General features: G+C 58.1%; 21 protein-coding genes. 6 read left to right on the top strand and 15 right to left on the bottom strand.

Going from position 1 to position 20,332, the window contains the following annotated elements:
* Nucleotides 1–33: 33 nt before the first annotated feature.
* The 8 genes from MJ257_RS15220 to serS form a co-directional block, all read right to left on the bottom strand.
* Nucleotides 34–1,410, bottom strand: coding sequence for a glycosyltransferase family 2 protein (locus tag MJ257_RS15220; RefSeq protein WP_240270036.1), 1,377 nt, complete (start codon nucleotides 1,408–1,410; stop codon nucleotides 34–36).
* Between the two features lie 87 nt (nucleotides 1,411–1,497).
* Complete coding sequence (locus tag MJ257_RS15215; RefSeq protein WP_240270035.1) at nucleotides 1,498–1,890, bottom strand: hypothetical protein; 393 nt, start codon at nucleotides 1,888–1,890, stop codon at nucleotides 1,498–1,500.
* Complete coding sequence (locus MJ257_RS15210) at nucleotides 1,890–2,207, bottom strand: hypothetical protein (protein ID WP_240270034.1); 318 nt, start codon at nucleotides 2,205–2,207, stop codon at nucleotides 1,890–1,892. The genes MJ257_RS15215 and MJ257_RS15210 overlap by 1 nt, the downstream gene beginning before the upstream one ends.
* On the bottom strand, nucleotides 2,185–3,081 hold the full coding sequence (locus MJ257_RS15205) for an ABC transporter ATP-binding protein (RefSeq protein ID WP_240270033.1): 897 nt from the start codon (nucleotides 3,079–3,081) through the stop codon (nucleotides 2,185–2,187). The genes MJ257_RS15210 and MJ257_RS15205 overlap by 23 nt, the downstream gene beginning before the upstream one ends.
* Nucleotides 3,071–3,454 (bottom strand): GntR family transcriptional regulator, encoded by a 384-nt coding sequence (locus MJ257_RS15200; RefSeq protein ID WP_240270032.1) that lies wholly within the window; start codon nucleotides 3,452–3,454, stop codon nucleotides 3,071–3,073. Before MJ257_RS15200 ends, MJ257_RS15205 begins: the two co-directional genes overlap by 11 nt.
* Nucleotides 3,455–3,917: 463 nt before the next feature.
* Nucleotides 3,918–4,631, bottom strand: coding sequence for a guanylate kinase (locus MJ257_RS15195; RefSeq protein WP_240270031.1), 714 nt, complete (start codon nucleotides 4,629–4,631; stop codon nucleotides 3,918–3,920).
* A 106-nt stretch (nucleotides 4,632–4,737) separates the two neighbouring features.
* Entirely contained in the window at nucleotides 4,738–5,856 is a 1,119-nt protein-coding gene (locus MJ257_RS15190; protein WP_240270030.1) for a C40 family peptidase, read from the bottom strand.
* 77 nt (nucleotides 5,857–5,933) lie between these two features.
* The gene (gene serS, locus MJ257_RS15185) at nucleotides 5,934–7,226 is read right to left on the bottom strand and encodes a serine--tRNA ligase (protein ID WP_240270029.1); all 1,293 of its coding nucleotides are present in this window, start codon (nucleotides 7,224–7,226) and stop codon (nucleotides 5,934–5,936) included.
* Between the two features lie 312 nt (nucleotides 7,227–7,538).
* Between serS and pcp the strand changes: the two genes are divergently transcribed.
* On the top strand, nucleotides 7,539–8,147 hold the full coding sequence (gene pcp / locus MJ257_RS15180) for a pyroglutamyl-peptidase I (protein ID WP_240270028.1): 609 nt from the start codon (nucleotides 7,539–7,541) through the stop codon (nucleotides 8,145–8,147).
* A gap of 510 nt (nucleotides 8,148–8,657) precedes the next feature.
* Here the strand turns inward: pcp and MJ257_RS15175 are convergent.
* The 3 genes from MJ257_RS15175 to MJ257_RS15165 all read right to left on the bottom strand — a co-directional run bounded on the left by MJ257_RS15175 (nucleotide 8,658) and on the right by MJ257_RS15165 (nucleotide 11,164).
* Complete coding sequence (locus MJ257_RS15175; protein ID WP_240270027.1) at nucleotides 8,658–9,221, bottom strand: hypothetical protein; 564 nt, start codon at nucleotides 9,219–9,221, stop codon at nucleotides 8,658–8,660.
* Between the two features lie 97 nt (nucleotides 9,222–9,318).
* Complete coding sequence (locus tag MJ257_RS15170) at nucleotides 9,319–10,110, bottom strand: isocitrate lyase/PEP mutase family protein (RefSeq protein WP_240270026.1); 792 nt, start codon at nucleotides 10,108–10,110, stop codon at nucleotides 9,319–9,321.
* Nucleotides 10,085–11,164 carry a bifunctional transcriptional activator/DNA repair enzyme AdaA gene (locus tag MJ257_RS15165; protein WP_240270025.1) on the bottom strand — a complete coding sequence of 360 codons (1,080 nt, stop codon included), beginning with the start codon at nucleotides 11,162–11,164 and terminating at the stop codon, nucleotides 10,085–10,087. The genes MJ257_RS15170 and MJ257_RS15165 overlap by 26 nt, the downstream gene beginning before the upstream one ends.
* A 282-nt stretch (nucleotides 11,165–11,446) precedes the next feature.
* Here MJ257_RS15165 and MJ257_RS15160 point away from each other — a divergent pair, with 282 nt between their 5' ends.
* Both MJ257_RS15160 and aguB read left to right on the top strand, forming a co-directional pair.
* Nucleotides 11,447–12,490, top strand: coding sequence for an agmatine deiminase family protein (locus tag MJ257_RS15160; protein ID WP_240270041.1), 1,044 nt, complete (start codon nucleotides 11,447–11,449; stop codon nucleotides 12,488–12,490).
* 29 nt (nucleotides 12,491–12,519) lie between these two features.
* Nucleotides 12,520–13,398, top strand: a complete 879-nt coding sequence (gene aguB / locus MJ257_RS15155) for an N-carbamoylputrescine amidase (protein ID WP_240270024.1) — start codon at nucleotides 12,520–12,522, stop codon at nucleotides 13,396–13,398.
* Nucleotides 13,399–13,484: 86 nt separating this feature from the next.
* On the opposite strand, the gene MJ257_RS15150 is transcribed toward aguB, so the two are convergent.
* A complete protein-coding gene (locus MJ257_RS15150; RefSeq protein WP_240270023.1) occupies nucleotides 13,485–14,531 on the bottom strand; it encodes a hypothetical protein in 1,047 nt (348 codons plus the stop codon).
* Nucleotides 14,532–14,661: 130 nt separating this feature from the next.
* On the opposite strand from MJ257_RS15150, the gene MJ257_RS15145 reads away from it, so the two are divergent.
* The gene (locus MJ257_RS15145) at nucleotides 14,662–15,621 is read left to right on the top strand and encodes a DMT family transporter (RefSeq protein ID WP_240270022.1); all 960 of its coding nucleotides are present in this window, start codon (nucleotides 14,662–14,664) and stop codon (nucleotides 15,619–15,621) included.
* Nucleotides 15,622–15,698: 77 nt separating this feature from the next.
* Here the strand turns inward: MJ257_RS15145 and MJ257_RS15140 are convergent, their stop codons facing one another.
* From MJ257_RS15140 to MJ257_RS15130, 3 genes are all read right to left on the bottom strand, one after another.
* A complete protein-coding gene (locus MJ257_RS15140; RefSeq protein ID WP_240270021.1) occupies nucleotides 15,699–17,189 on the bottom strand; it encodes an aminotransferase class V-fold PLP-dependent enzyme in 1,491 nt (496 codons plus the stop codon).
* A gap of 137 nt (nucleotides 17,190–17,326) precedes the next feature.
* Entirely contained in the window at nucleotides 17,327–17,806 is a 480-nt protein-coding gene (locus tag MJ257_RS15135; protein WP_240270020.1) for a DsrE/DsrF/DrsH-like family protein, read from the bottom strand.
* A 365-nt stretch (nucleotides 17,807–18,171) separates the two neighbouring features.
* The gene (locus tag MJ257_RS15130) at nucleotides 18,172–18,531 is read right to left on the bottom strand and encodes a DUF5412 family protein (protein ID WP_240270019.1); all 360 of its coding nucleotides are present in this window, start codon (nucleotides 18,529–18,531) and stop codon (nucleotides 18,172–18,174) included.
* A gap of 312 nt (nucleotides 18,532–18,843) precedes the next feature.
* Between MJ257_RS15130 and MJ257_RS15125 the strand changes: the two genes are divergently transcribed.
* On the top strand, nucleotides 18,844–19,701 hold the full coding sequence (locus MJ257_RS15125; RefSeq protein WP_240270018.1) for a M23 family metallopeptidase: 858 nt from the start codon (nucleotides 18,844–18,846) through the stop codon (nucleotides 19,699–19,701).
* 112 nt (nucleotides 19,702–19,813) lie between these two features.
* The gene (locus MJ257_RS15120) at nucleotides 19,814–20,320 is read left to right on the top strand and encodes a hypothetical protein (RefSeq protein WP_240270017.1); all 507 of its coding nucleotides are present in this window, start codon (nucleotides 19,814–19,816) and stop codon (nucleotides 20,318–20,320) included.
* Nucleotides 20,321–20,332: the final 12 nt, after the last annotated feature.

Raw genomic sequence — 20,332 nt, 5'->3', positions numbered from 1 at the left:
CCTTAGAAGAGATGGTTTTTTGCCGTTTCACCGTTAGTGCCGAAGACGTTTCCGTTTGCGCAACGTGCCTGCCCGAAACAGGCGAAGGCTCCGCCGGCTGGCCTTTCCGCGGGTGCGGGAAGCAGCTTTTCCGGCGGCCCTGCGCGTTTGAGAGCGTGCCCCTCTTTTGCGAAGCGCCCCTTTGCGCACCGAACGCTTACGCCGCCGCCGGGTCGGAGACGGTTTCGCCGAGTCCGGCCACAGACTTTGGCAGGCCTGGGTCAAGATCGCCTTGATTTGCTCCTGTTTCTGCGGAGCTTCCGGCTGGGTATAGATCTGGGTGGCCGCCATTAGCGCGGGCTTCAGTCCATTCTTCAAAGCCTCATAGTCGGGTGCCTCCGGCTGAAGATGAAAGAGCCGGGCCCCATGAGCTAAAGTCCGCCGGACCTGACGGCCGGCAGCCCGGTCCGAGGCGTTCTTGCTGCAGCGCCACGATTTCAGGATCCGCAGCGTATTTTTATACGCTTCCATCCCCTCGGAAGGAGGCAAGATGGCAAACAAGCTGATTTCCGGATCGGAGTAGCCATGGTTCTGGTACATGATCCGCAGGTTCTCCCCTTGGGAATCCTCGCTGCGATGGAAGGACGGGTGCTCTTGGTGATAGCCGACCACTTCCGCGATGCTGATGAACGGACAACCGCGAAGGTGTAGCCGGTAACCCAATTCCCAATCTTCGAGACCGTGCTTTAGGAAGTCCTCATTAAAGCCGCCGGCTTCTTCAAACAGCCGTTTGGACAGGGAGAGGTTGCGCGTGACCGCCATCAGCCATGGCGCGACGTCGGTGGTGGGGAATTCGCGATAATGCTCCTGAACCGGCTCCCAGGGAGCGACGACTTTTTCCAATTGGCCGGTTTGGCCGAGAAGATCCTCCCGAGTCACGATTTCGATCAGGTTCGGCGCATGCCAATAGTCGTTGCTCCACAGCCCGGAGGCCTGCAGCACTTCAGCGGCGGCAACCTTCTCCTCCGCCGAGAAATCCGGGTAGAGGTGGGGATAGGCTTTGATGAACAGGATCGGAACCCCGGAGATGACGGCGTTTCGATGCTGCCGGTGATACAGGTCATGCGTCTTCACGAAATCGGGCGTAACCAGGTAATCCGGGTCACAGAAGATCAAAATGTCGCCGGAAGCCGCCTCCACCCCGCGGTTCCGGGCCGCCGACCTGCCGGCGGTTTCGTCCAAGGAGACGGGAATAAGCCGGTAAGGGGGCCGGTACCGGCTTAGGCGCTCCATGGTATCGTCGGTGGATCCGTCGTTGACGACCACCACCTCGAATTGGTCATGCGGATAGGTCTGGGTTTCGAACGCCGTTAACGTCAGCATCAAAGGCAGCGCCTTATTATAGCTGGGGATGATGACACTATATTTCATTGGACAGGGATCACCTCGGGCATCGTGATTTCGTACCCATTATACGAATCCCCAGCGGCGGCGAAAGGGACAAAGAACCAGGCCCGGTTACTTTATTTTTATGCGGACCCGTTTCATCGTGGCCCATATGATTCCGAGCGTAAGAGCTGCTAGAAGCAACGTTCCCAGCAAGGATCCCCAAACCGGCAAATGGCCAATATAGACGACGCGGTTAAGGAGATCCTTGAGTTCCAAATCCCACATGGACTCGGACGCAAACAGAACAGCCAGGGCCAGAACGATATACAGCATGCCTCCAAGCTTGCCGAACCGGTAAAAGCCGGCACCGATCACATAACCCGCTAAATAATATACCAGGGCGTTCAAAACGTAGACGATCACGGTCAGCAGCCAGGAGGCGTCCTCCCCCAGGAAGGAAACCTTCTCCGGCGCGGGAATCAGCCAATGCTGCAAGCTGCCGAGCACCCCTACACCCCCCATCAATACCAAAGCCACCGTCGCAGCGGCCAGAGAGGAACCGTAGAAATAAGCTTTTCGCGTACCCCAAATCTAGCGTAAAAACTCAGGAAGCCGGATACCGAGATGATCCCGATGACGAGCATAAACACCTTGGACGGTTGAAAAGCAAACGTTATGAAATTTTGCGCATTGATTTCGATTAACGCATACGCCAAGATGACGAAGCTGATAAACCAGGCGGACCAAGTCAACTGGAGCCAGGACATATCCGCGGCGACCCGAAGCGCACGTCCTGCATGATGAATGGGCTGGGCTTTACTGCTCGGATTGGACTTCATGGGAATCCTCCTCCCCGGTTAAGTGGATAAACAAATCCTGCAGCGGAACCGGCCCGATGTCGAGACCTTTGCCCGCAGCGGCTCTGCGCCGAGCGTCGTCGATCTCCCCATAGACCATGGCGGCTTTCGTTCCGCCTAGCTGTTGAACGTTCAGCACCTTCATGCCCTGCACAAACTCGTCGACGTCGGCGGCCGCTCCGGTGATGGATGCACCGCGGTCCAGCAAACGGTCGATCGGCTCCTTAAGCAGCATTCGTCCTTTGTGCAAAATCACCACGTCCTCGAACAAATAGTCCATCTCCGATACGAGGTGGGTGGACAGGATGATCGTCCGCGGGTGGCCCGCCTGATCCTCCAGCAATTGCTTGTAAAAAATCTCCCGGGTCGGCGCGTCCATTCCGCGGTAGACCTCGTCAAAGATCGTCACCGGCGTTCGGCTCGCCAGCCCGATGGCGGCATTCAGCGCCGACTGCATCCCGCTGGAGAGCTTCTTGATCGGCACGTCCTGCGGCAGGCCGAACAATCGTACCAGCTCCTCGGCATATGCCCGGTCAAAATGAGGGCGGTATCGCTCAGCTACCAGCAGCATGCCCCTCACTTTTTCGCTTTCTTCACTGTAGTCGGTTTCAAAAACGAAGCTGACCTGAGCCATCGTCTCGGCGTGCTCGAACGGATTCCGGCCGCCGATGCGCACCTGTCCTGCCGTCGGCTCCATATAGGAAGCCAGCAGGGAGAGCAGAGTGGTTTTGCCCGCGCCGTTTCTGCCCAGCAGACCATAAATTTTTCCGGCTTCCAGCTCTAAGGTAATATCGGTTAGTGCGGGGTGGCCGCCAAAATGGACACTAACCCGCTCTAGCGTAATGTCAAAGCTCATGTTTGATCCCTTCCTTTGCTTTGGTGATCAGTAGATTCATTTCACCCTCGGCAATGCCCAGCTTCGCGGCTTCCCGCATCATCGGAAGGACATATTCATCGAGAAACCGTTCTTTGCGCTGCGTGAGCAGCATTTCCTTTGCCTTCTCGGCCACAAACATGCCAACCCCTCTCTTCTTGTACAAAATACCGGCGTCCACCAGCAAATTGATGCCTTTGGCAATCGTCAGGTGATTGATTTTGTAAAACTGCACCAGCTGCGTCGTTGACGGGATTTGCTCATGTTCCTTCAACTGGTCGTTCACGATCTGATCCTCGATCAGCTCTTTGATCTGCAGAAAAATCGGCTTCTTGTCGTCAAAAGACGGACTCAACGGGAAATCACCTCCGTGTCCCTTTATTTTTAGTTATATGGTTATATAGTCTTGTATATAACTATATAAATAAATTTTCCTCCCGTCAACCTTCTTTCGTACCGAGGTACGACGGCATTGCCGCTTAGCAGCCACCGCCGCCTAGCCGCTTTGCCTCTAACGCTTGTCACAAAGCTTATATCCGCCGAAACAGACATTTTGCGATTCTAACGCGGATCACGGCGCCTATTGTTCATTTTTACGGGGAAAAACGGCTGATTTCTGCAAAATAGTGTTGCTCAGAAGCGTTAGAATTTCTAGAGCGGCAAATTTGCCACATTAGCGTTTCTGATCAGCGTTAGCGCGGAATTCGCCACATCAGCATTGCTCACCAGCGTTAGCGTTGGCACTGCAACCGTTATAGCACCCAAAGCACAAAAAAACGGGCTGCCTGGCCGCAATGACCGGGTCAACCCGTTTCCGTTTAGATTTTGTCCTGCAAAAAATCCTTTATCTTCGCCAGCGTCGCGGCGGGATCGATGTTTTGCAGCAAATAGTCGGAATCTTTCTTGTAAACGACCTGCTCGGAATAGTTCCGCAAATACTCTTCGATGACCTCGGGAGGCGCCCCTTCCCGTTCCTCGCGCAGCCGAATGTCTTCCTTCGTCACGTAGAGGAAAATCCGAATCGCCTGCGGCCCAAACCGTTTTCGCAGTGCCTGCAAGCCGTCATGATTCACGACGACGATCGCCGCGCCACGCTGCTCCAAGGCTTCGCTCAGCTCGCGTTCTGCGATTCCGTAGCTGCCGCGCTCCAGGCGGACGCTTTCGCTGAACTCCTGTCTGCCGACCTTCGCCTGAAAGTCCGCTTCCGCGATAAAACGGTAGTGCTCGCCGTCTCGTTCCCCCTTGCGCATGGCACGGGTCGTGAAAGGCAGCACATAAGGAAGGTCCAGCTCAGCGCTTAGCTGCTTGGCGATGCTCTTTCGGCCGGAGCCGCTCGTACCGGTGATGACGATCACCTTGGGTTGCGGGGCGCGATCGTCCGCCAGGACCGTGTCGGTCGGGCCAAGGGTTTCGCTCTCGTTGCGGGCAGGGTCAGAGGTTGGTTTCGAGCCTTTCATCCATTTCCACATCGCGTCTCCGTGCGCGTTATCCGGCTTAACGGGAATGCCGCCGGCAGAACCGCACGGATTCACCTCCTTTGCGAACGTCTTTACTTCCTATGTCGGCAAAAAGAGGAAAAAAATTGAATGAATCCTGGTTTAACCTCTGGATATTTCCGCATTTACTCCGGCCGCTACCTCAAAACACCCGCCGCGCGGTGACGAACCGCTTTTTCCACTGGCCATCGAACGCCTCGACATGAACTCCCTGCTCTTTGGAGTAGGTGTGCAAAATTTGATTGTCGCCGATGTAGATCCCGACGTGGCCGATATCCAGCCCGCGTGCGCCGAAGAATAGCAGATCCCCCTTGCGCAGCTCGTCCAGACCAACCTCCGTGCCTTCTTTGGCTTGGTCATAGGAAACGCGCGGAAGCTCGATCGAGAGAATATCTTCGTACACTCTTTTCACGAAAGAAGAGCAGTCGAACGTTTTCGTCTGGTCCGGCGACGCGCCGAATTCGTAAGGCGTGCCTTCGAACGTTTTGCCATACGCGATCAGCTCGTCCGCCTGCTTGTCCGCGAGGGCGTCGCTTCGATAGTCGGTGTACTTCGGCTTGGCCGATACATAACCGGAGCGTCCGTCCGCAGTGCGCACCTCCAGCCAAAGGGCGCTGGCCTCGCGAACGACATGCAGCTTGCTGCCGGCGGGAAGCAGTTCCTCGCCGACCGTTTCGCTATCCGTATCCGGCGCGCTGCGCAGGTTAACGCCCCACGCAACGGTGGTTTCGTATGTAAACGCCGAGGTGATCCGCACCGTGCGGTGCTCGCCGTCCCAAACCACGTCGCAGCCCAGGGCTTCGCTTACGAACCGCAGGGGCACCAGGGAATAACCGTCCATGATCTGTCCAGGCACCGGCAGCGTGAACGTTTGGCCGTTCAGCAGAGCCGTTGGGTCGCCGATCCGGTAAACCAGTGTCATTTGGCCTCGAGTGGCCGTGACGGTCTTGCTGTCGTCGTCCCAGACCAGCTTGGCGCCCAACGCTTCAAATACGTCGCGGATCGGCAACAGGACGCTGCCGCTCACCAGGACCGGCGGCGTCTCCGTCTGCAGCGGCCGCCCGTCGAGTTCGACCGCGATGCGGCCCGTGGAGGCGGAGGCTGAGGAGGTTTGGGTGGCCGGAATCGCCGCCGTCAAAGCCCCTGAAGCCGCGCCGCCCGCAGGCTCCGCACCGGCCGTTCCCGCCTGGGCGGACAGCACGAGGGAGGCCGCCAGCAGCCAGGTGAATCTTCGTGTTCTTGTGTTGAATGGTTTCGTCATGATAAATCACCTATTTTCTGGATGGATTTATATAGTTGGACGAAACCAAGGCCGATAAGTTGTGTGGAAAATGTTTCCTACCCCTGCGAATCCAGCGGTGTCAGGCGCTCCAAGCCGTTCATATACTTGCGCAGTGCGCGCGGAATCCGGATGCTGCCGTCTTCTTCCTGATGATTTTCCAGTAATGGAATCAGGATACGCGGCGAGGCGACCATGGTGTTGTTCAACGTGTAGCAATATTGCGGCTTGCCGTCCCGGTCTTTGAAGCGGATATTCGAGCGACGCGCCTGAAAGTCCAGCAACTGCGACGACGAATGAGTCTCCCCGTAAGCCCCGCGGCTCGGCATCCACGTTTCGATGTCGTATTGCTTATACGTTTTTTGCGACATGTCTCCGGTACACACCGCCATCACCCGGTAAGGGAGCTCCAGAAGCTGAAGCAACTCCTCGGCGTTTTGCGTGATTTCCTGAAACAGCCGCTCCGACAGCTCCAGATTGTTCTCGCACAGCACCACCTGCTCGACCTTCGAGAACTGATGCACGCGGTACAAGCCGTGCACGTCCCGGCCCGCCGAGCCGACCTCGCTGCGGAAACATAACGAAGCGGCGGCCAACTTCACCGGATGGGCGACGTCGACGATCTCGCGGTCGAAGTACGACACGAGCGGGACCTCGGCGGTGCCGACCAGCCATCGGTCATCCTCGGCCATCCGGTACGTCTGATCCGCTCCCAGCGGGAAGAACCCGGTGTTCACGAGCGCCTCCGAGCGCACCATTAACGGGACCTCCAGCAAGGTGAATCCTTTGGCCGCGAGGAGATCCACGGCCAGTTGCTGCACTGCCCGGTGCAGCAACACCCCTGTGCCGCTCAGGTAGTAGTTGCGAGCACCAGCTGTTTTGACCCCGCGGGGGATGTCGATCATCCGATGAAGCTCGCCTAACGCCACGTGATCCCGCGGTATAAAGCCGAATGCCGCCGGTTCGCCGGCCCGCTTGACCTCGACATTGTCGAGATCCGACCGGCCCTTGGGGGTATCCGGCGAGACCGGGTTAGGGACGAGCAGCATCAGCCGCCGATATTCGCGTTCGGCTTCCTCCAGCTCTTTCTCCAGCCCGTTCAGCCGCCGGTTCAGCTGCTTGACCTCTTCTTTCAACGCGGCGGCGGCCTCCGGCCCTTGCTCCCGGAGTTGCGCCTCGATCTGCGGCGTCAGCCGGTTGCGCTCCTGCCGTAACCGTTCCGTCTCTTGCAGCAAGGCCCGGCGTTGGTCGTCCCAACGCAATAGCTCCGAGACCGACAAAGCGATCCCTTTTTCCTCTGCTACCGTTTGAACCTGCTCCTGATGCTCCCGAATCCATTTCACGTCTAACATGGGTGATCCGCTCCTTTACGTATGGGAATACAAAAAGCGCCCTTCGTCCGATTGGGACGAGGAGCGCTTATCGACTCGCGGTGCCACCCAAATTGATCAAACCGGCAGGTCCGGTTCAATCCCCTTTAGTTCCGCGGTAACGGGCGGACCCGGTTAGCTTAGGAGGGAGATTTTTGCGAGTTAAGCGCGCAGTTCCCCTTGACGAAAACGCCTCCGAGTTGGATGCTCATCATAGGCATGATTCCGAGATTTGATTTGTATAGCAGTATAGCGTAAGTGACCCAGGATTTTCAAGAGGGAGGGAAACGTCAGATGAGAAAATTGTTGCTTACCGGCTTCGAACCCTTTGGCGGCGAACCGATCAATCCGGCGGTTGAAGCGGTTCGCCGGCTGCAGGGGCGTGGGGTCGGCCCCTTTGAGGTCGTAGGGTTGGAGCTTCCGACGGTGTTCGGACAATCTGTCGAGCGCTTGTTGTCCTGCATCAAGGAAACCGAACCCGAGGTAGTAATCACGTTGGGGCAGGCCGGCGGACGAAAGGGGATCTCGTTCGAGCGGATTGCCGTTAACCTCAGCGATGCCGCCATCGCCGACAATGCGGGATATCGGCCGGTCGACGTTCCGGTCGTACCGGAGGGTCCGGCGGCTTACTGGACCACGCTGCCGGTCAAGCGCATGGCGGAACGGCTGCAGGAGAAAGGAATCCCCGCGTCGCTTTCGCTGTCGGCAGGCACCTTTGTGTGCAACCATGTTTTTTACGGGCTGATGCACCACCTCGCTGTCAGCGGCAAGCCGATCCGGGGCGGGTTCATCCATGTCCCTTACCTGCCGGAACAGGCGGAGCGGCATCCCGGCGCCCCGAGCATGGCGCTGGAGCAGCTCACCACCGGTTTGGAGCGGGCGATTGAAGTCTTGGAGGAGTAACTAGGCAAGTTGGCCAGGGGGAAATGTTGTAAAAAGTGCAACATTTCCAGGCGATTTGAAGGCCTGAGGGCTTAAATGTTGCATTTTGTACAACAATTTAGCGGCAATCAGGCGAAAAGGGGGCAAAATGCTGCATAAACTGCAACATTTTGCCCCCTTTCCGTTTTCACCTGGGAGAAATGTTGTATAAAATACAACATTTCTTGCCGCTCAGCGAGTATTAGTTGCCACGGTCGAGCCGTATCCGGGAAGTTTCATTAAGGATGCATCCCAGGCATCCGCAAAGCGCAACTGTCTAGCGCAAACTCCAGGTGGATCCGCCCCGCGCAACATCCCCGCAACCCATGCAAACTCCGCATGCACCCGCTCGGCGCAACCGCGCAAGGTCAACCGCTACGGGCACCCGCCCAGCGCAATTGTCTCGCGCAAACTCCGCACGCACCTGCTCGGCGCAACCGCGCAAGGTCCTCCGCTCCGCCGCCAATCGCCATTACCCCGCCGATCCCGCGCTCACCGCCCGCGCTTGCGGCCGGCTTTCTTGCTGTGGCCGTACTGGTTGGCGGCCAGACTGCCGCTGCCGCCGCCGACGGCGTGCTGCTGCCGCGTCCCGGGGCTGCCGATGGCGGAGTTGGTGCCGCCGGTGCTATGGCGGCCGCCACCGCTGGCCACCTGCGTGGCGGCCGCATCTTGCCGCCCGCGGGGCAGCTTGGCAACCTGATCGTTGACCACGATCACGACCTCCTTGCCGCGGCGGGCTTTGCCCCGCACCGTGGGCTGGCTGCCCCGCAGCCGCCATGCTCCAACAGGGCCGCTTTTGCCGTCCCTGTTTATCGCCTTGCCGCCAGCGCCGACGCTTTGCTGCTGCCGCACGTACGGCGAATCGATCGCCGCGTTGCTGCCGCCGGCGCTGCTATGGCCTGCGCCGCTGGCGATCTGCGTCGTGTTGGGCGCATTCGTGAACTGGCGGTTCACGACGACGACAATCCGGTCCACGCCTGGGAGGGGCGTTTTGGCGATCAGCCGCTGGGTACCTTTTTTCAGGATGATCGTTAATTGATCCTTGCGAGAAGTCATGGGACCCTCTCCTTTTAGACTACCCTATGCCAAGTTCGGAGATCGGCAAGGGATAAGGGACCGGGAGGCTCAAATAAGGCTGAGCCGCTATGCTGCTTTAGTGGTCCTTCTGCAGCGCCTTGCGCCCGGCTTCTTTCAAGGCGGTCATCATCTGCAAGTATGGATGGGGCCCGTAACTGACGCGGGCCACGCCTGCCTTCGCCAACTCGCGTTGCGAAGGCGAGGACGCGCCGCCAACCATGATGTTGACCGGAAGCGGGGACGATTGGCACAAAGCCTCGATCAATCGCAGGTCGCTCAGGCCCGGCACGAACAAACCGTTGGCTCCGGCTTCGGCATAAGCATGGGCGCGCCGGATCGCCTCGTCCATCTGCGTATTCCCATGCTCGGCGGAATCGGTATGAAAGAACACGTCACAGCGCGCGTTGAGGAATAAAGGCACGCCGGCGTCCTCCGCGGCTTCGCGGGCCGCGGCAATCCTCCGGCTTTGCTCCTCCACGGCGTACAGACCTTCTCCGCCGATTTGTTGATCTTCGATATTGATGCCGACGGCTCCGGCTTCAACGATTTGGCGAACGTGTTTGCGAACCTCAACCGCACTAGGCCCGTAGCCGCTCTCGATATCGATCGTTACCGGGAGGTCGGGGATCGCCCGGACGATGCGCTCCAGATTGGCCAGCACCAGCTCGAACGGCAGCTGTTCGCCGTCCTCGTAGCCATGGGCGGCGGCAACGGACCAGCTTCCCGTCGCGATCGCCTCGGCTCCGGCTTCCTTCATCGCCAAGGCGCTTCCGGCATCCCATACGTTAAATAACACCAGCGGTTCACCAGGGACATGCAGTTCTGCCAGAGCGCGGGCTTGTTCAATTTGCTTGGTTCGAATAGGCATCGTAGGCTCCTCCTTCTTGTTTCTCGTGCTTCAGCAGCCAGCTTTTGCGCGACAATCCGCCGCCATAGCCCCCAAGATCGCCATTCGCGTTGATGACGCGGTGGCAGGGGATGACGAGGGCGAGCTGATTGGCTCCGTTGGCCTGGGCGACGGCACGGAAAGCGGTCGGTCGGCCAACCTCGGCGGCCAGCTCGGCATACGAGCGCGTCTCCCCTGGGGGGATTTGCCGCAGTCGGGCCCATACCTGCTGCTGAAACGGCGTGCCGAGCAGGCGCAGCGGGGTGACGAACTCGGTCAGCCGCCCGTCGAAGTACAGGGCGAGCTCCCGCTCGATCGAGCGGATGGGACCGGTCACTCCCGGGATGATCGCGGATTTCGTCCGCAGGCGAAGCCGTTCCACCTCGCGCTCAAGACCGCGGCGGTCGACGAACTCGAGCAGGTACAACGCTTCCTCATCGGCGATCGCGATCATCGGCCCCAGCGGCGTGTCGATCCACGTCGCCCGCAGTACCTGGCTCTCCTCCAGGCGGGTCGGTGCAGCCCCCATAATCCGGGAGAAGGCATCCCGGAATCCGCTGCTCGACTCGTACCCCGTGGAGAGCTGGGCGTCGATGACCGGCCGGCCGGAGCGGATGTTCCCGAGCGCCAGACCCATGCGCCGGGCGCGGGCGTATTCCACGAAGGTCATGCCGAAGCGTTTCTTGAATTGGCGGCGCGCCGTGGACGCATCGACGGACAGCTGCCGGAAGTCTTCGTCTCTCCAGCGCTTCTCGGGATTGGCTTCCACCGCTTCCACCAGTTGGCGGACCAAATCGGACACGCGGTTCGGATGGGATAAAGGACGGCAGCGTTGACATGGCCGGTACGAGGCGAGCAGCGCTTCCTTGGCCGTCTCGTAAAATTCGCAGTTTTCGAATTTCAGCTTTCGCGCCGGGCACGTCGGGCGGCAGAAGACGCCGGTCGTTTTGACGCCGACGTAAAATACCCCTTCGTACTCCGTGTTTTTTTCCAGTAAAGCTTGATAGTACACTTCTTTCCGTTCGGCGGGAATCATTCAGGCCGGGCCCTCCTTGGCATTCATCTTTGTGTCCTTATTATATCGTTTGCGACCAAGCGGTGCCGCCGAAAATCAGGCATCGATTTTCCGGTCAAGACTTCCATTGTAGGCGAGGGAGATTTGTTATATGATATCATGGTAAATTGGGTGAACGCGCTAGAAATCCGGGGTTGCCCGCGAGCCTAACGCTTGCCGCAGCGCTTCTTATCCACGCTAAAGCAAGAGAGGCGGTTCCGGATTTAGCTTGAAACGATAATAATTATGGGTGTGGGGGAAACGATGTATCCGAAAGACTTAAACTATAAAATGCCGGCCGAATGGGCGGCGCATGAGCGTACTTTCATCTCCTGGCCCGTCCAGGAGTCCATGGTTTATCCTGACCGGTATGCCGAGGTATGCGACGGGTATGCCGAATTCATAACGGCGATTGCCGAGTTTGAACCGATCACCGTCGTCGTGAATCCGGACGATTTGCCAAAAGTGAAGGCCCGCTTCGAGCAGGACCCGAACACGGGCCGCATTACTTTTTTGCCGATCGAGCATAACGACGCCTGGCTGCGGGACAATGGACCCACGTTCCTGGTCAACCCAGAAGGCGATCTGGCCGGGGTCAACTGGGGCTTTAACGCCTGGGGCGGGAAATATTCGCCGTGGGATCTGGATGATGCGGTGGCGCTGCAAATCCTCGAAGCCATGAAGGTCAGACGCTTTGACGCGCCATTGGTGCTGGAGGGCGGCTCCATCCATACGGACGGAGAAGGCACGCTGCTGACTACCGAGGAGTGCCTGCTGAACAAGAACCGCAACCCGCACATGAGCCGGGAAGAGATTGAGGCCGCGGTCAAGAACTTTACGAACGTCGACCAAATCATCTGGCTGAAACGGGGCTTAAGCGGGGACGAAACGGACGGACACGTCGACAACGTGGCTTGCTTCGCGGCGCCGGGCAAGGTGATCCTGCAGGTGTGCGACGATCCAAGCGACGAGAACTATGCCATTACGCAGGAAAATATCGCGATCCTTAGCGAAGCGACGGATGCCCAAGGCCGCAAGCTGGAGATCATTCCGATCCCGCAGCCGCCGCAGGCGTTCTACGAGGACAGCCGGTTGACGCTCAGCTATTTGAACTTTTATTTTGTCAACGGCGGCATCATTTTACCGGTCTTTGGCGGTGTTGCGGCGGAAACCGACCGTCAGGCCGTTCAAGTGCTGAGCGAGGCGTTCCCGGATCGCAAAATCCGCACCGTCGACGGCATGGCCATCATCCGCGAAGGCGGCAACGTACACTGCACGACGCAGCAAATGGCGGCTAGACGCCCATAAACGATAATGAAGGGGGTTCGACCAACGACATGAGAAACGTAAAAGTAGCGGCGACGCAAATGAGCTGCTCGTCCAATAAAGAAGAAAACATCGCGAAGGCGGATCGGCTGGTTCGGGAAGCAGCCCGGCAGGGAGCGCAGATTATTTTGCTGCAGGAGCTGTTCGAAACCCCTTATTTCTGCCAAAAAGAAAAGTCCGACTACTACGTCTACGCGACCGAGCTTGAGGAGAACGCGGCCATCCAGCATTTCCGCAAGGTGGCGAAGGAATTGGAAGTGGTCCTGCCGATCAGCTTCTACGAGAAAAAGAACAACGCCCGCTACAACTCGCTGGCGGTCATCGATGCGGACGGCGAAGTGCTGGGCCGTTACCGCAAGAGCCATATCCCGGACGGGCCGGGGTATGAAGAGAAGTTTTATTTTAATCCGGGCGACACCGGGTTTAAAGTGTGGAAGACGCGTTACGCCAAAATCGGCGTTGGCGTTTGCTGGGACCAGTGGTACCCGGAAGCGGCCCGCTGCATGGCGCTGATGGGCGCCGAGCTGCTGTTCTATCCGACGGCGATCGGTTCCGAACCGCAGGACGGCTCGATCGACTCCAAGGATCACTGGCAGATGTGCATGCTGGGGCATGCTGCTTCCAACCTGGTGCCGGTCATCGCTTCGAACCGCGTCGGCACGGAAACCGACGAAGATTCGAGCATCACGTTCTACGGCTCGTCCTTCATCGCCGGGCCGCAAGGCAACAAGGTCGCGGAAGCGGACCGTACGGAAGAGACCGTGCTCGTAGCGGAATTTGACCTTGACCAGATGGAGATCCAGCGCATCGAGTGGGGCATTTTCCGCGACCGCCGTCCGGATCTGTACAAGATCATTACCTCTTACGACGGTGAGCTTCGCATCGACTAACCGCATAGGCAACGCCAGATCGTATAGCCCCCATTCCACCGTACCTTGTGATTGGGGGCTTTTGCCGATACGGCGGGCCTGACGGGTCAAGCCGACCCGGGTTTCACGTCCGGGTTGGCGTCCAAGATGGCTTGCGCAGCCGACATGAGGCGTGGCAGATAACGAAGCACCTCGTCGGCCCGGTTCAACAATGCCGCGGTCGTCCCGACGCCAAGGTCGGTCAGCAAGGCATGAAAGTCAGGGGCGAGCCGCTCCCCGGCCTCCGGGGCGTCGGCCGCCAGAACCTTGTGGCAGCGCGCAAACGTGGCGGCAATCCAAAAGACCGCCTCTTGGTGGCACCCGTTCCGAATCAGCTCGCGGCTGCCGTCGATGGCGACCGGACGCGCGTCAGGAGTGATGTCGCTCGAGAAGGGGAACGGCGTGACGGCTCGTGCTGCAGCGGCATCAAACGTACGCTCCAGCGCCTCCAGATGCGACATCGCCTGCCGGGTAGTGAGCTGCGCGCAGCCAAGGAGCCGCAGCAGTTCGGCATATTTATCGCTATGCCCATATGCCTCGAGCACCTCGCGGGCCGCCAGGTAGCGAAGCCGTACGGTGGGATTGCGAAGGGCGGCAGTCAGCAGGACATGGGTCGTAACCCCGGTCGGGAACAACCATCCCAAGACCTGATCTGGCCGCGGCGCATCGGGACCGATACTGCGCAGACCGCGTTCGATCCGGTCCAGCGCATGCTTGCAGCGCCGCAGGACCCAAGGCCGTTCGGCAAAGCGGGGGGCCACTTCGGCCTGCAGCCGGCGCAGCTGACCCGTCGGATCGGCGATGATCGTATCCGTCCGGAAGCTTCCGGCCAGATGGTAATCCGATAATACGGATTCAGCGGTTGCCAGTTGGTTCCATGAGAGGGAGGTCGCTTCGAGCAACGCCTGTTCAAAACGGAATTTCCCCCGTTTTGCCGGAGGTTCCGCCAATCTGGTTACGATGATGAGGTCGATGTCGGAGCTCTCCGGCAGCTCCGCTTCCTCCGGTAATCCTACCGTTGAACCGCTGAAATAAGCTCCCAGGAAGCCGGCTTCCCGGCTGGCGTGTTGGGAGACCCACTTGGCGGCTGCCTTTCGAGCTTCTCCGACTTTCATCCGTACCTCCTCGTCATGAACAGGCATACTTCGATGAAGATCGAGGCATCCCCGTGATACAATCAAGATCATTAGTGATCCGGTTTCGTTATTAAATATGCCGGTTAGTACCTAGAAAGAAGGGATAAGAGTGGGACGTTCGCTGTATTTTGCCTTAATTTTGCTCAGTTTGATTTGGGGCGGTTCGTTTTTCTTCATCAAAATCCTGCTGCCCGACTTCGGGCCCTGGACGGTGGCGTTCCTGCGTTCCGCCTTCGGTCTGGCGACGATTACGGGCGTGATGCTCGTCCTGCGCAAGCCGTTTGGATTCCGTTCGATCCCTTGGGTGGCGATGGTCATCATGGCGCTGATCAACACAGCGATTCCGTGGGCGTTGATCGGCTTCAGCGAGACGCGGCTGACAAGCAGCCTGGCGTCGGTGCTCAACGCGACGACCCCGCTCTGGACGCTGGTGGTCGGCGTCGTATTCTTCCGCGTCGCTACGAGCCGCATGCAGTGGGCGGGGATGGGGATCGCCTTTCTTGGTCTGCTCGTGCTTGTCGGCGTCAGCCCGACTTCGCTCGCCTCAGTGGATTTGCTTGGATTCGCCTGCATGCTGGCGGCCACGCTCTGTTATGCCGTCGGCACGCACCTGTCTAAGCGGTTATCCGGAGGGTTATCCATGTATCAGGTGACCTTCGGCACCTTGATTAGCGCGATGGCCGGCAGCGGACTTATGGCGCTGACCGTCGAAAGGGACTCACTGGCCCCGCTGGCTTCGCTTCCCACGCTGGGTGCGGTGATCGGGCTAGGCGTGTTTGGCTCGGGGGTAGCCTATATTTTGTTCTATTTCATGGTGCAAAAAGGAACCCCGCAATTCGCCACCACCGTGACGTATCTCGTGCCGGCCAGCGCGATTCTTTGGGGATTCACGCTGCTGAACGAGCCGGTGAGCTGGCGCTTGCTGGCCGGGCTGGTGTTCATCCTCGGCGGGGTGTATCTGGCGAACCGAAGCGGCTCGCGCGGCGCCGGACAAAAAGCCAAGCCCCAGCGGGATACGGCCGGCTCCGACCCGGAAGCGGCGGTCCTCCCTGCTAAACCGTCTCGGTAGCTCTTCGTCGGAAGTAACCTTTTTCCCGGAAGCTGCGTGCCATAGCGGAAATGGGTGAACAACGGAGGAAGACCGGGTTACGTTGAAGCCCCTGGCAAGCGAAACCATTCGTCCAGGTTGATCCGGGGTTCTCCTCGCCGATGTTTCCACTCATTGGTTCGCGGATCGTAGGTATAATCCCCGGCCCAATCTCGACCATGGGCGGCCACCTGACGAAGCGCGTATCCCATATAGGCGACCTCGCCGGCCGTCATCATCGGATGCAGGGAGATCCGCACCCAACCGGGCTTCGCGGCGTAGTCACCGCCGGCGATCCGGCGGGCGATCCGCTGCGAGGCGGCCCGATCGATGCCAAGCAGATAATGGCCGTACGTTCCCGCGCAGGAGCAACCGCCGCGTGCCTGGATGCCGAAGCGGTCGTTCAGCAGCTTTACGGCCAGGTTATAATGGACCGGCTCCAAGGTGAACGAGACGATCCCGAGACGCTCGCGGCTATGTCCGCCCAGGATGTTCAGGCCCGGGACGGCTTCAAGCTCCGTCAGCAGCCGGTCCGTCAGCGCCCGTTCCCGGCGCAGCAGGCGGCCGACGCCCATCTGCTCCTTGAGCCGCAGGCATAACGCGGTACGGGACGCCTGCATCACCCCCGGCGTGCCGCCATCCTCCCGCGATTCGGCGTCGGCCAGGTACTGGACTTCGCCCCAGGGGCTGGTCCAGGACACCGTGCCGCCTCCCGGGCGGTCCGGCGACGCCCCTGCGCCTAGCCCCGCATCCATTACCAGCACCCCGCCCGTGCCGGGGCCGCCCAGGAACTTATGCGGGGAGAAGAGGAGGGCGTCGAGCCGCTCCTCCGGCGCTCCCGGCGGGTGCATGTCGATCGGCGCGTACGGCGCGCTGGCGGAAAAATCAATCACGCAAATGCCGCCATGCTGATGCATCACCCGCGCAAGTTGGCGAACCGGCGTAACGAAGCCGGTCACATTGGAACAGGCGGTAAACGCGCCGATTTTGACACGGCGGTCCCGGTAGCGGCGGAGCAGGAAGTCCAGCCGGCCGGGATCGACGCGGCCGTCGGCCCCTGGCGGGAGGCAAACGACCTCGCCGATCGTTTCCGCCCAGGAGATGTGGTTGGAGTGATGCTCCATATGCGTGATGAAAATAACCGGCCGCTCTCGACCGGCCATTCCGCCCCGGTAGGCCGCCCGCCAAGCGGCGGGGGTCTTCAATCCGAGCAGGCGCTGCAGCTTGTTCACCGCGCCCGTCATCCCTGTTCCCTCGAACAACAGGATGTCATTCGGGCCGGCATGGACGTGGTGCTTGACGATCCGTTTGGCCTCCTCGTAAGCGGCGGTCATGGCGGTGCCGGTCAAGCTGGCGGCGGTGTGGGGATTGCCCGCGAGCGGACCCAGCTCCCGGGTCAGCTTCATTTCGATCGGCCGATACAGGCGGCCGCTGGCAGCCCAATCGGCATACAGCAGCGTTTGCGTCCCATACGGCGTGACGTATCGGTGGCGGTAACCGATCGTATTTTCACGGTAAACCTCGAATTCCAATTCTTCTGTCTCCAGCAAGCCGAGTCTCCCCCTGTTAAGGAACTGTAATCACGCTTTAGGTTATGTGTATTCGCCTAGGGGGGTCAGGGTTAAGGGAGAGAGTTCAAAAAACGTCCACAAAGGGGACGGGCGGCTTGCTTAAGACCGCCTCGGTTTCAAATAAACAGCTGGATGTCCGATTCCAGCGCGTCGCGCAGGTACGTTTGGGCCTCGATGATCTCCAGCTCCGGGAGGAACTCCTCCGGCTTGAAGCCCATAATCTCCACCGACAGCTTGCAGCCGTAGAACTTGATGTTTTTCTTGCGGGCTCCTTTGAGGAAGTGGATCAGCCGGGGAGCTTCCTGGTCTTCGATCATTTCGTTCAGCATCCATTTGCCAAGCCCGCTGTAATTCATTTTGGAGAGCGGCAGCTCGTCCGGCCCTTTGGGCGTCATCCAGGTCATCAGCTTCTCGTACAACGTCTTGTCCTCCAGCGTCATTTTCTCCGGATCCCGCACCAGAAACAGGCCCCAGAAGGCAAAAAACATCGTCACCTCCACGCCGATATCCCACGCGCTGTTCGCCAAAATCAGCCCGGCCATCGCCTTGTCGTAATCGCCGCTGAACATCAGCAAGTTCATTCTTTTTTGCTCCATTACGGCCAGCCTCCATCGTATGTGGTTTGGATAAAGCTGGTATTAGTATGGTTTCGGGGAGGCCGTCTATTCCCGGTTCATAAATCGCTCAAAATTCACTGCAATTTCGGGTTTCTTTTATTGCAAGCCTACCTGGTGAAGACTTCGGAAACGGTCACTAGGGTTTTGTAGGAAAAGCATACTTTACGGATACCACGTTATATGCAACTGCAGGGCTTGCCTCTATTGTTGATAATGGTGGTTTCAATATGGGTTCTTTACAAAAGAGTTGTGCTCAACGGGCAACCATGGAATGCTACAAAAGTAGTTCCCTAATGCAAAAAAAAGAAAGAAAGCTCTATTTGCAAATAGAGCTTTCTTTCTTTTTAGTGTCTCCTTCCGTCAAACACCTGATTAGGTAACTTCATTTGATGTCCATTGATTTCCACTGTATTATTGTCTATCCAATTTACTTGTGCTTCAGATTCCCCCGGATTCCAATAGATATTTTTGCTTCTCTTGCCATTATCCCAGATTAGTTCGCCTCTAATCGAAGGATCTGATGTAGCCATAGACCCCCAATATATGTATGTCTGAACTGCATATTCACCATTAAATGATTTACTTTCATTTAGGAGTTCTCCTTCGGGTAAACATCTCATACAGTATCCTTTATACCAAATGAAGCCTCCAATTAACCCTAAAATAACAGCAAAAGCCAAAACGATAATAGCGAATTTTTTCATTAATTCAGCCTCAACTTATTCTTAGCTCGTTTTTCTATATTTTATCATAATTTCAAATCAGTCGGAAAATGTTGGTCTCTATCTGCTGCTTTGGAGGTAACAATATGGGTCTCAAATTTAGGCCCTTGTTGTGTAGTTTTTGCCGGTCACTTGTACTTAGCCCAAAGTTCTCCATGGAATCAGAGCCTCCGTTTTTTTCTTTTTCCGTAACTTGCGCATCCTCCGTCTTCCAGAATTCACCGCTTATCCCTCCTTCCGATTTCCTGTAAAATGGAAGTAGTCCAACAATTTCATCTGCTAGGGGTTGACATCATGGGTAACAAGAAGCGGATGCTGGGCATCGCCGGGGCGATCATCGGCACCCTGCTGTTTGGGGGCGTTTCCCAGGCTGCATCGTATACCGTCAAGTCAGGGGATTCCCTGTGGAAAATCGCAAATGCCTACCGAATCAGCACGACACAACTTAAAACGATGAATCAGTTAACCGGTGACTGGATTTATCCGGGACAGGTGTTGCAGGTTCCGGGAACGACCGCATATACCGTGCAAAATGGGGAAACGATGTGGTTGATCAGCTTGAAATTCAATGTCACGCTCGACTCGCTCCTGAAAGTGAACCCGCAATTATCGAATCCGAACAATATCTGGACTGGCTTGCAGATCAACCTGCCGGCCGAAGCGAAAATAACCAGCACCGTAGCCAAGCCGGACCGGTTCGAAAACGGCTTCTTCCCGCTTGCGAAAGGGACGTACACGCCGATGACGAACAGTTATGGCGATGGCCGGGCCTGGGCGGAAGAGGGATCCGCGCAGCGTACGCACGAGGGCATCGATATTTTTGCCGATGAAGGAACCCCCGTGTATAGCGCGATGGCCGGAGAGGTCATCAACTATGGCTGGAACGAACTAGGCGGTTGGCGATTGACCGTGCGCGTCGACGGCTCCACCGCATTTTACTACGCGCATCTATCGCGCTATGCGGAGGGAATCGGACCGGGCAGCAAGGTGACGAAAGGCCAGCTCATCGGTTATGTCGGCAGCACCGGCTATGGCCCGGAAGGGACCTCCGGCCTGTTTTTGCCGCATCTGCATGTCGGAATCTACCAGACGTCGCCTTGGAAAGCCCTAAACGCCTACCCGTACTTAAGCTGGTGGGAAGCGAACCGTTAATACGCCGGGCCGGCCAAAGGCCCTTGATTTCGGGGGTACCTTTGGGGTACCCTTTCTTTACACCGCTTGCCGCATAACAGGCGGGATCACGTTTTTTTCGAGGTGATATGTTTTGAAAAAATACGCGCTAGGTTTGACGGTCGTGCTGTTATCGCTCCTGCTTGCCGGATGCGGCACCTTCGATCCGGTCAACAAGGCGTTGAACCAGCTGAGACCAGCCGACGCCGCGGATTCGGCCCAGGATGCGGAAGGCCCCTTCACCGTAGAGTTATCCGTTCCGAAGCGCGCCGGTTTAGACCAGACGTTTACGCTGATCGCCAGCCTGCATAATCTGTCCAAAACCCGGTTCGAGCTGCAGAGCCGGCCCCGGGTGTTCCATTACCTGATCGTGGACAGCTCGGGCAACCGGGTGAATACGATTTCCGAAGTGGATAGCGCGGTGGTTCGCAGCATGGGGGGAGAAACGGATATCAACGAGTTTTTCGAAACCCGGATCGATCGGATCGGGACGTATGAAATATATGCGGTCGCCGAATTCTCGGTCAAAGAGAACGGCATCTACAAGGACCACACCTACGAGACGGAGCATCACCGAATCGAAATCGGCCCCTACAGCTGACAAAGAGCAGAC

The sequence above is a fragment of the Paenibacillus timonensis genome (assembly GCF_022427145.1).
GTDB lineage: Bacteria > Bacillota > Bacilli > Paenibacillales > Paenibacillaceae > Fontibacillus > Fontibacillus timonensis.
The sequence above is the reverse complement of the archived record's forward strand: the minus strand, read 5'-3'. Positions and strand labels throughout refer to the sequence as shown.

What these genes read in the sequence shown, in the direction of transcription:
- MJ257_RS15130 (WP_240270019.1), bottom strand. Translation starts at nt 18,531, where the DNA reads ATGAAAAAATTCGCTATTATCGTTTTGGCTTTTGCTGTTATTTTAGGG.
- MJ257_RS15125 (WP_240270018.1), top strand. Translation starts at nt 18,844, where the DNA reads ATGGGTAACAAGAAGCGGATGCTGGGCATCGCCGGGGCGATCATCGGC.
- MJ257_RS15190 (WP_240270030.1), bottom strand. Translation starts at nt 5,856, where the DNA reads ATGACGAAACCATTCAACACAAGAACACGAAGATTCACCTGGCTGCTG.
- MJ257_RS15165 (WP_240270025.1), bottom strand. Translation starts at nt 11,164, where the DNA reads ATGATTCCCGCCGAACGGAAAGAAGTGTACTATCAAGCTTTACTGGAA.
- MJ257_RS15205 (WP_240270033.1), bottom strand. Translation starts at nt 3,081, where the DNA reads ATGAGCTTTGACATTACGCTAGAGCGGGTTAGTGTCCATTTTGGCGGC.
- MJ257_RS15160 (WP_240270041.1), top strand. Translation starts at nt 11,447, where the DNA reads ATGTATCCGAAAGACTTAAACTATAAAATGCCGGCCGAATGGGCGGCG.
- MJ257_RS15175 (WP_240270027.1), bottom strand. Translation starts at nt 9,221, where the DNA reads ATGACTTCTCGCAAGGATCAATTAACGATCATCCTGAAAAAAGGTACC.
- MJ257_RS15135 (WP_240270020.1), bottom strand. Translation starts at nt 17,806, where the DNA reads ATGGAGCAAAAAAGAATGAACTTGCTGATGTTCAGCGGCGATTACGAC.
- aguB (WP_240270024.1), top strand. Translation starts at nt 12,520, where the DNA reads ATGAGAAACGTAAAAGTAGCGGCGACGCAAATGAGCTGCTCGTCCAAT.
- MJ257_RS15220 (WP_240270036.1), bottom strand. Translation starts at nt 1,410, where the DNA reads ATGAAATATAGTGTCATCATCCCCAGCTATAATAAGGCGCTGCCTTTG.
- MJ257_RS15170 (WP_240270026.1), bottom strand. Translation starts at nt 10,110, where the DNA reads ATGCCTATTCGAACCAAGCAAATTGAACAAGCCCGCGCTCTGGCAGAA.
- MJ257_RS15215 (WP_240270035.1), bottom strand. Translation starts at nt 1,890, where the DNA reads ATGGGGGGTGTAGGGGTGCTCGGCAGCTTGCAGCATTGGCTGATTCCC.
- MJ257_RS15210 (WP_240270034.1), bottom strand. Translation starts at nt 2,207, where the DNA reads ATGAAGTCCAATCCGAGCAGTAAAGCCCAGCCCATTCATCATGCAGGA.
- MJ257_RS15150 (WP_240270023.1), bottom strand. Translation starts at nt 14,531, where the DNA reads ATGAAAGTCGGAGAAGCTCGAAAGGCAGCCGCCAAGTGGGTCTCCCAA.
- pcp (WP_240270028.1), top strand. Translation starts at nt 7,539, where the DNA reads ATGAGAAAATTGTTGCTTACCGGCTTCGAACCCTTTGGCGGCGAACCG.
- serS (WP_240270029.1), bottom strand. Translation starts at nt 7,226, where the DNA reads ATGTTAGACGTGAAATGGATTCGGGAGCATCAGGAGCAGGTTCAAACG.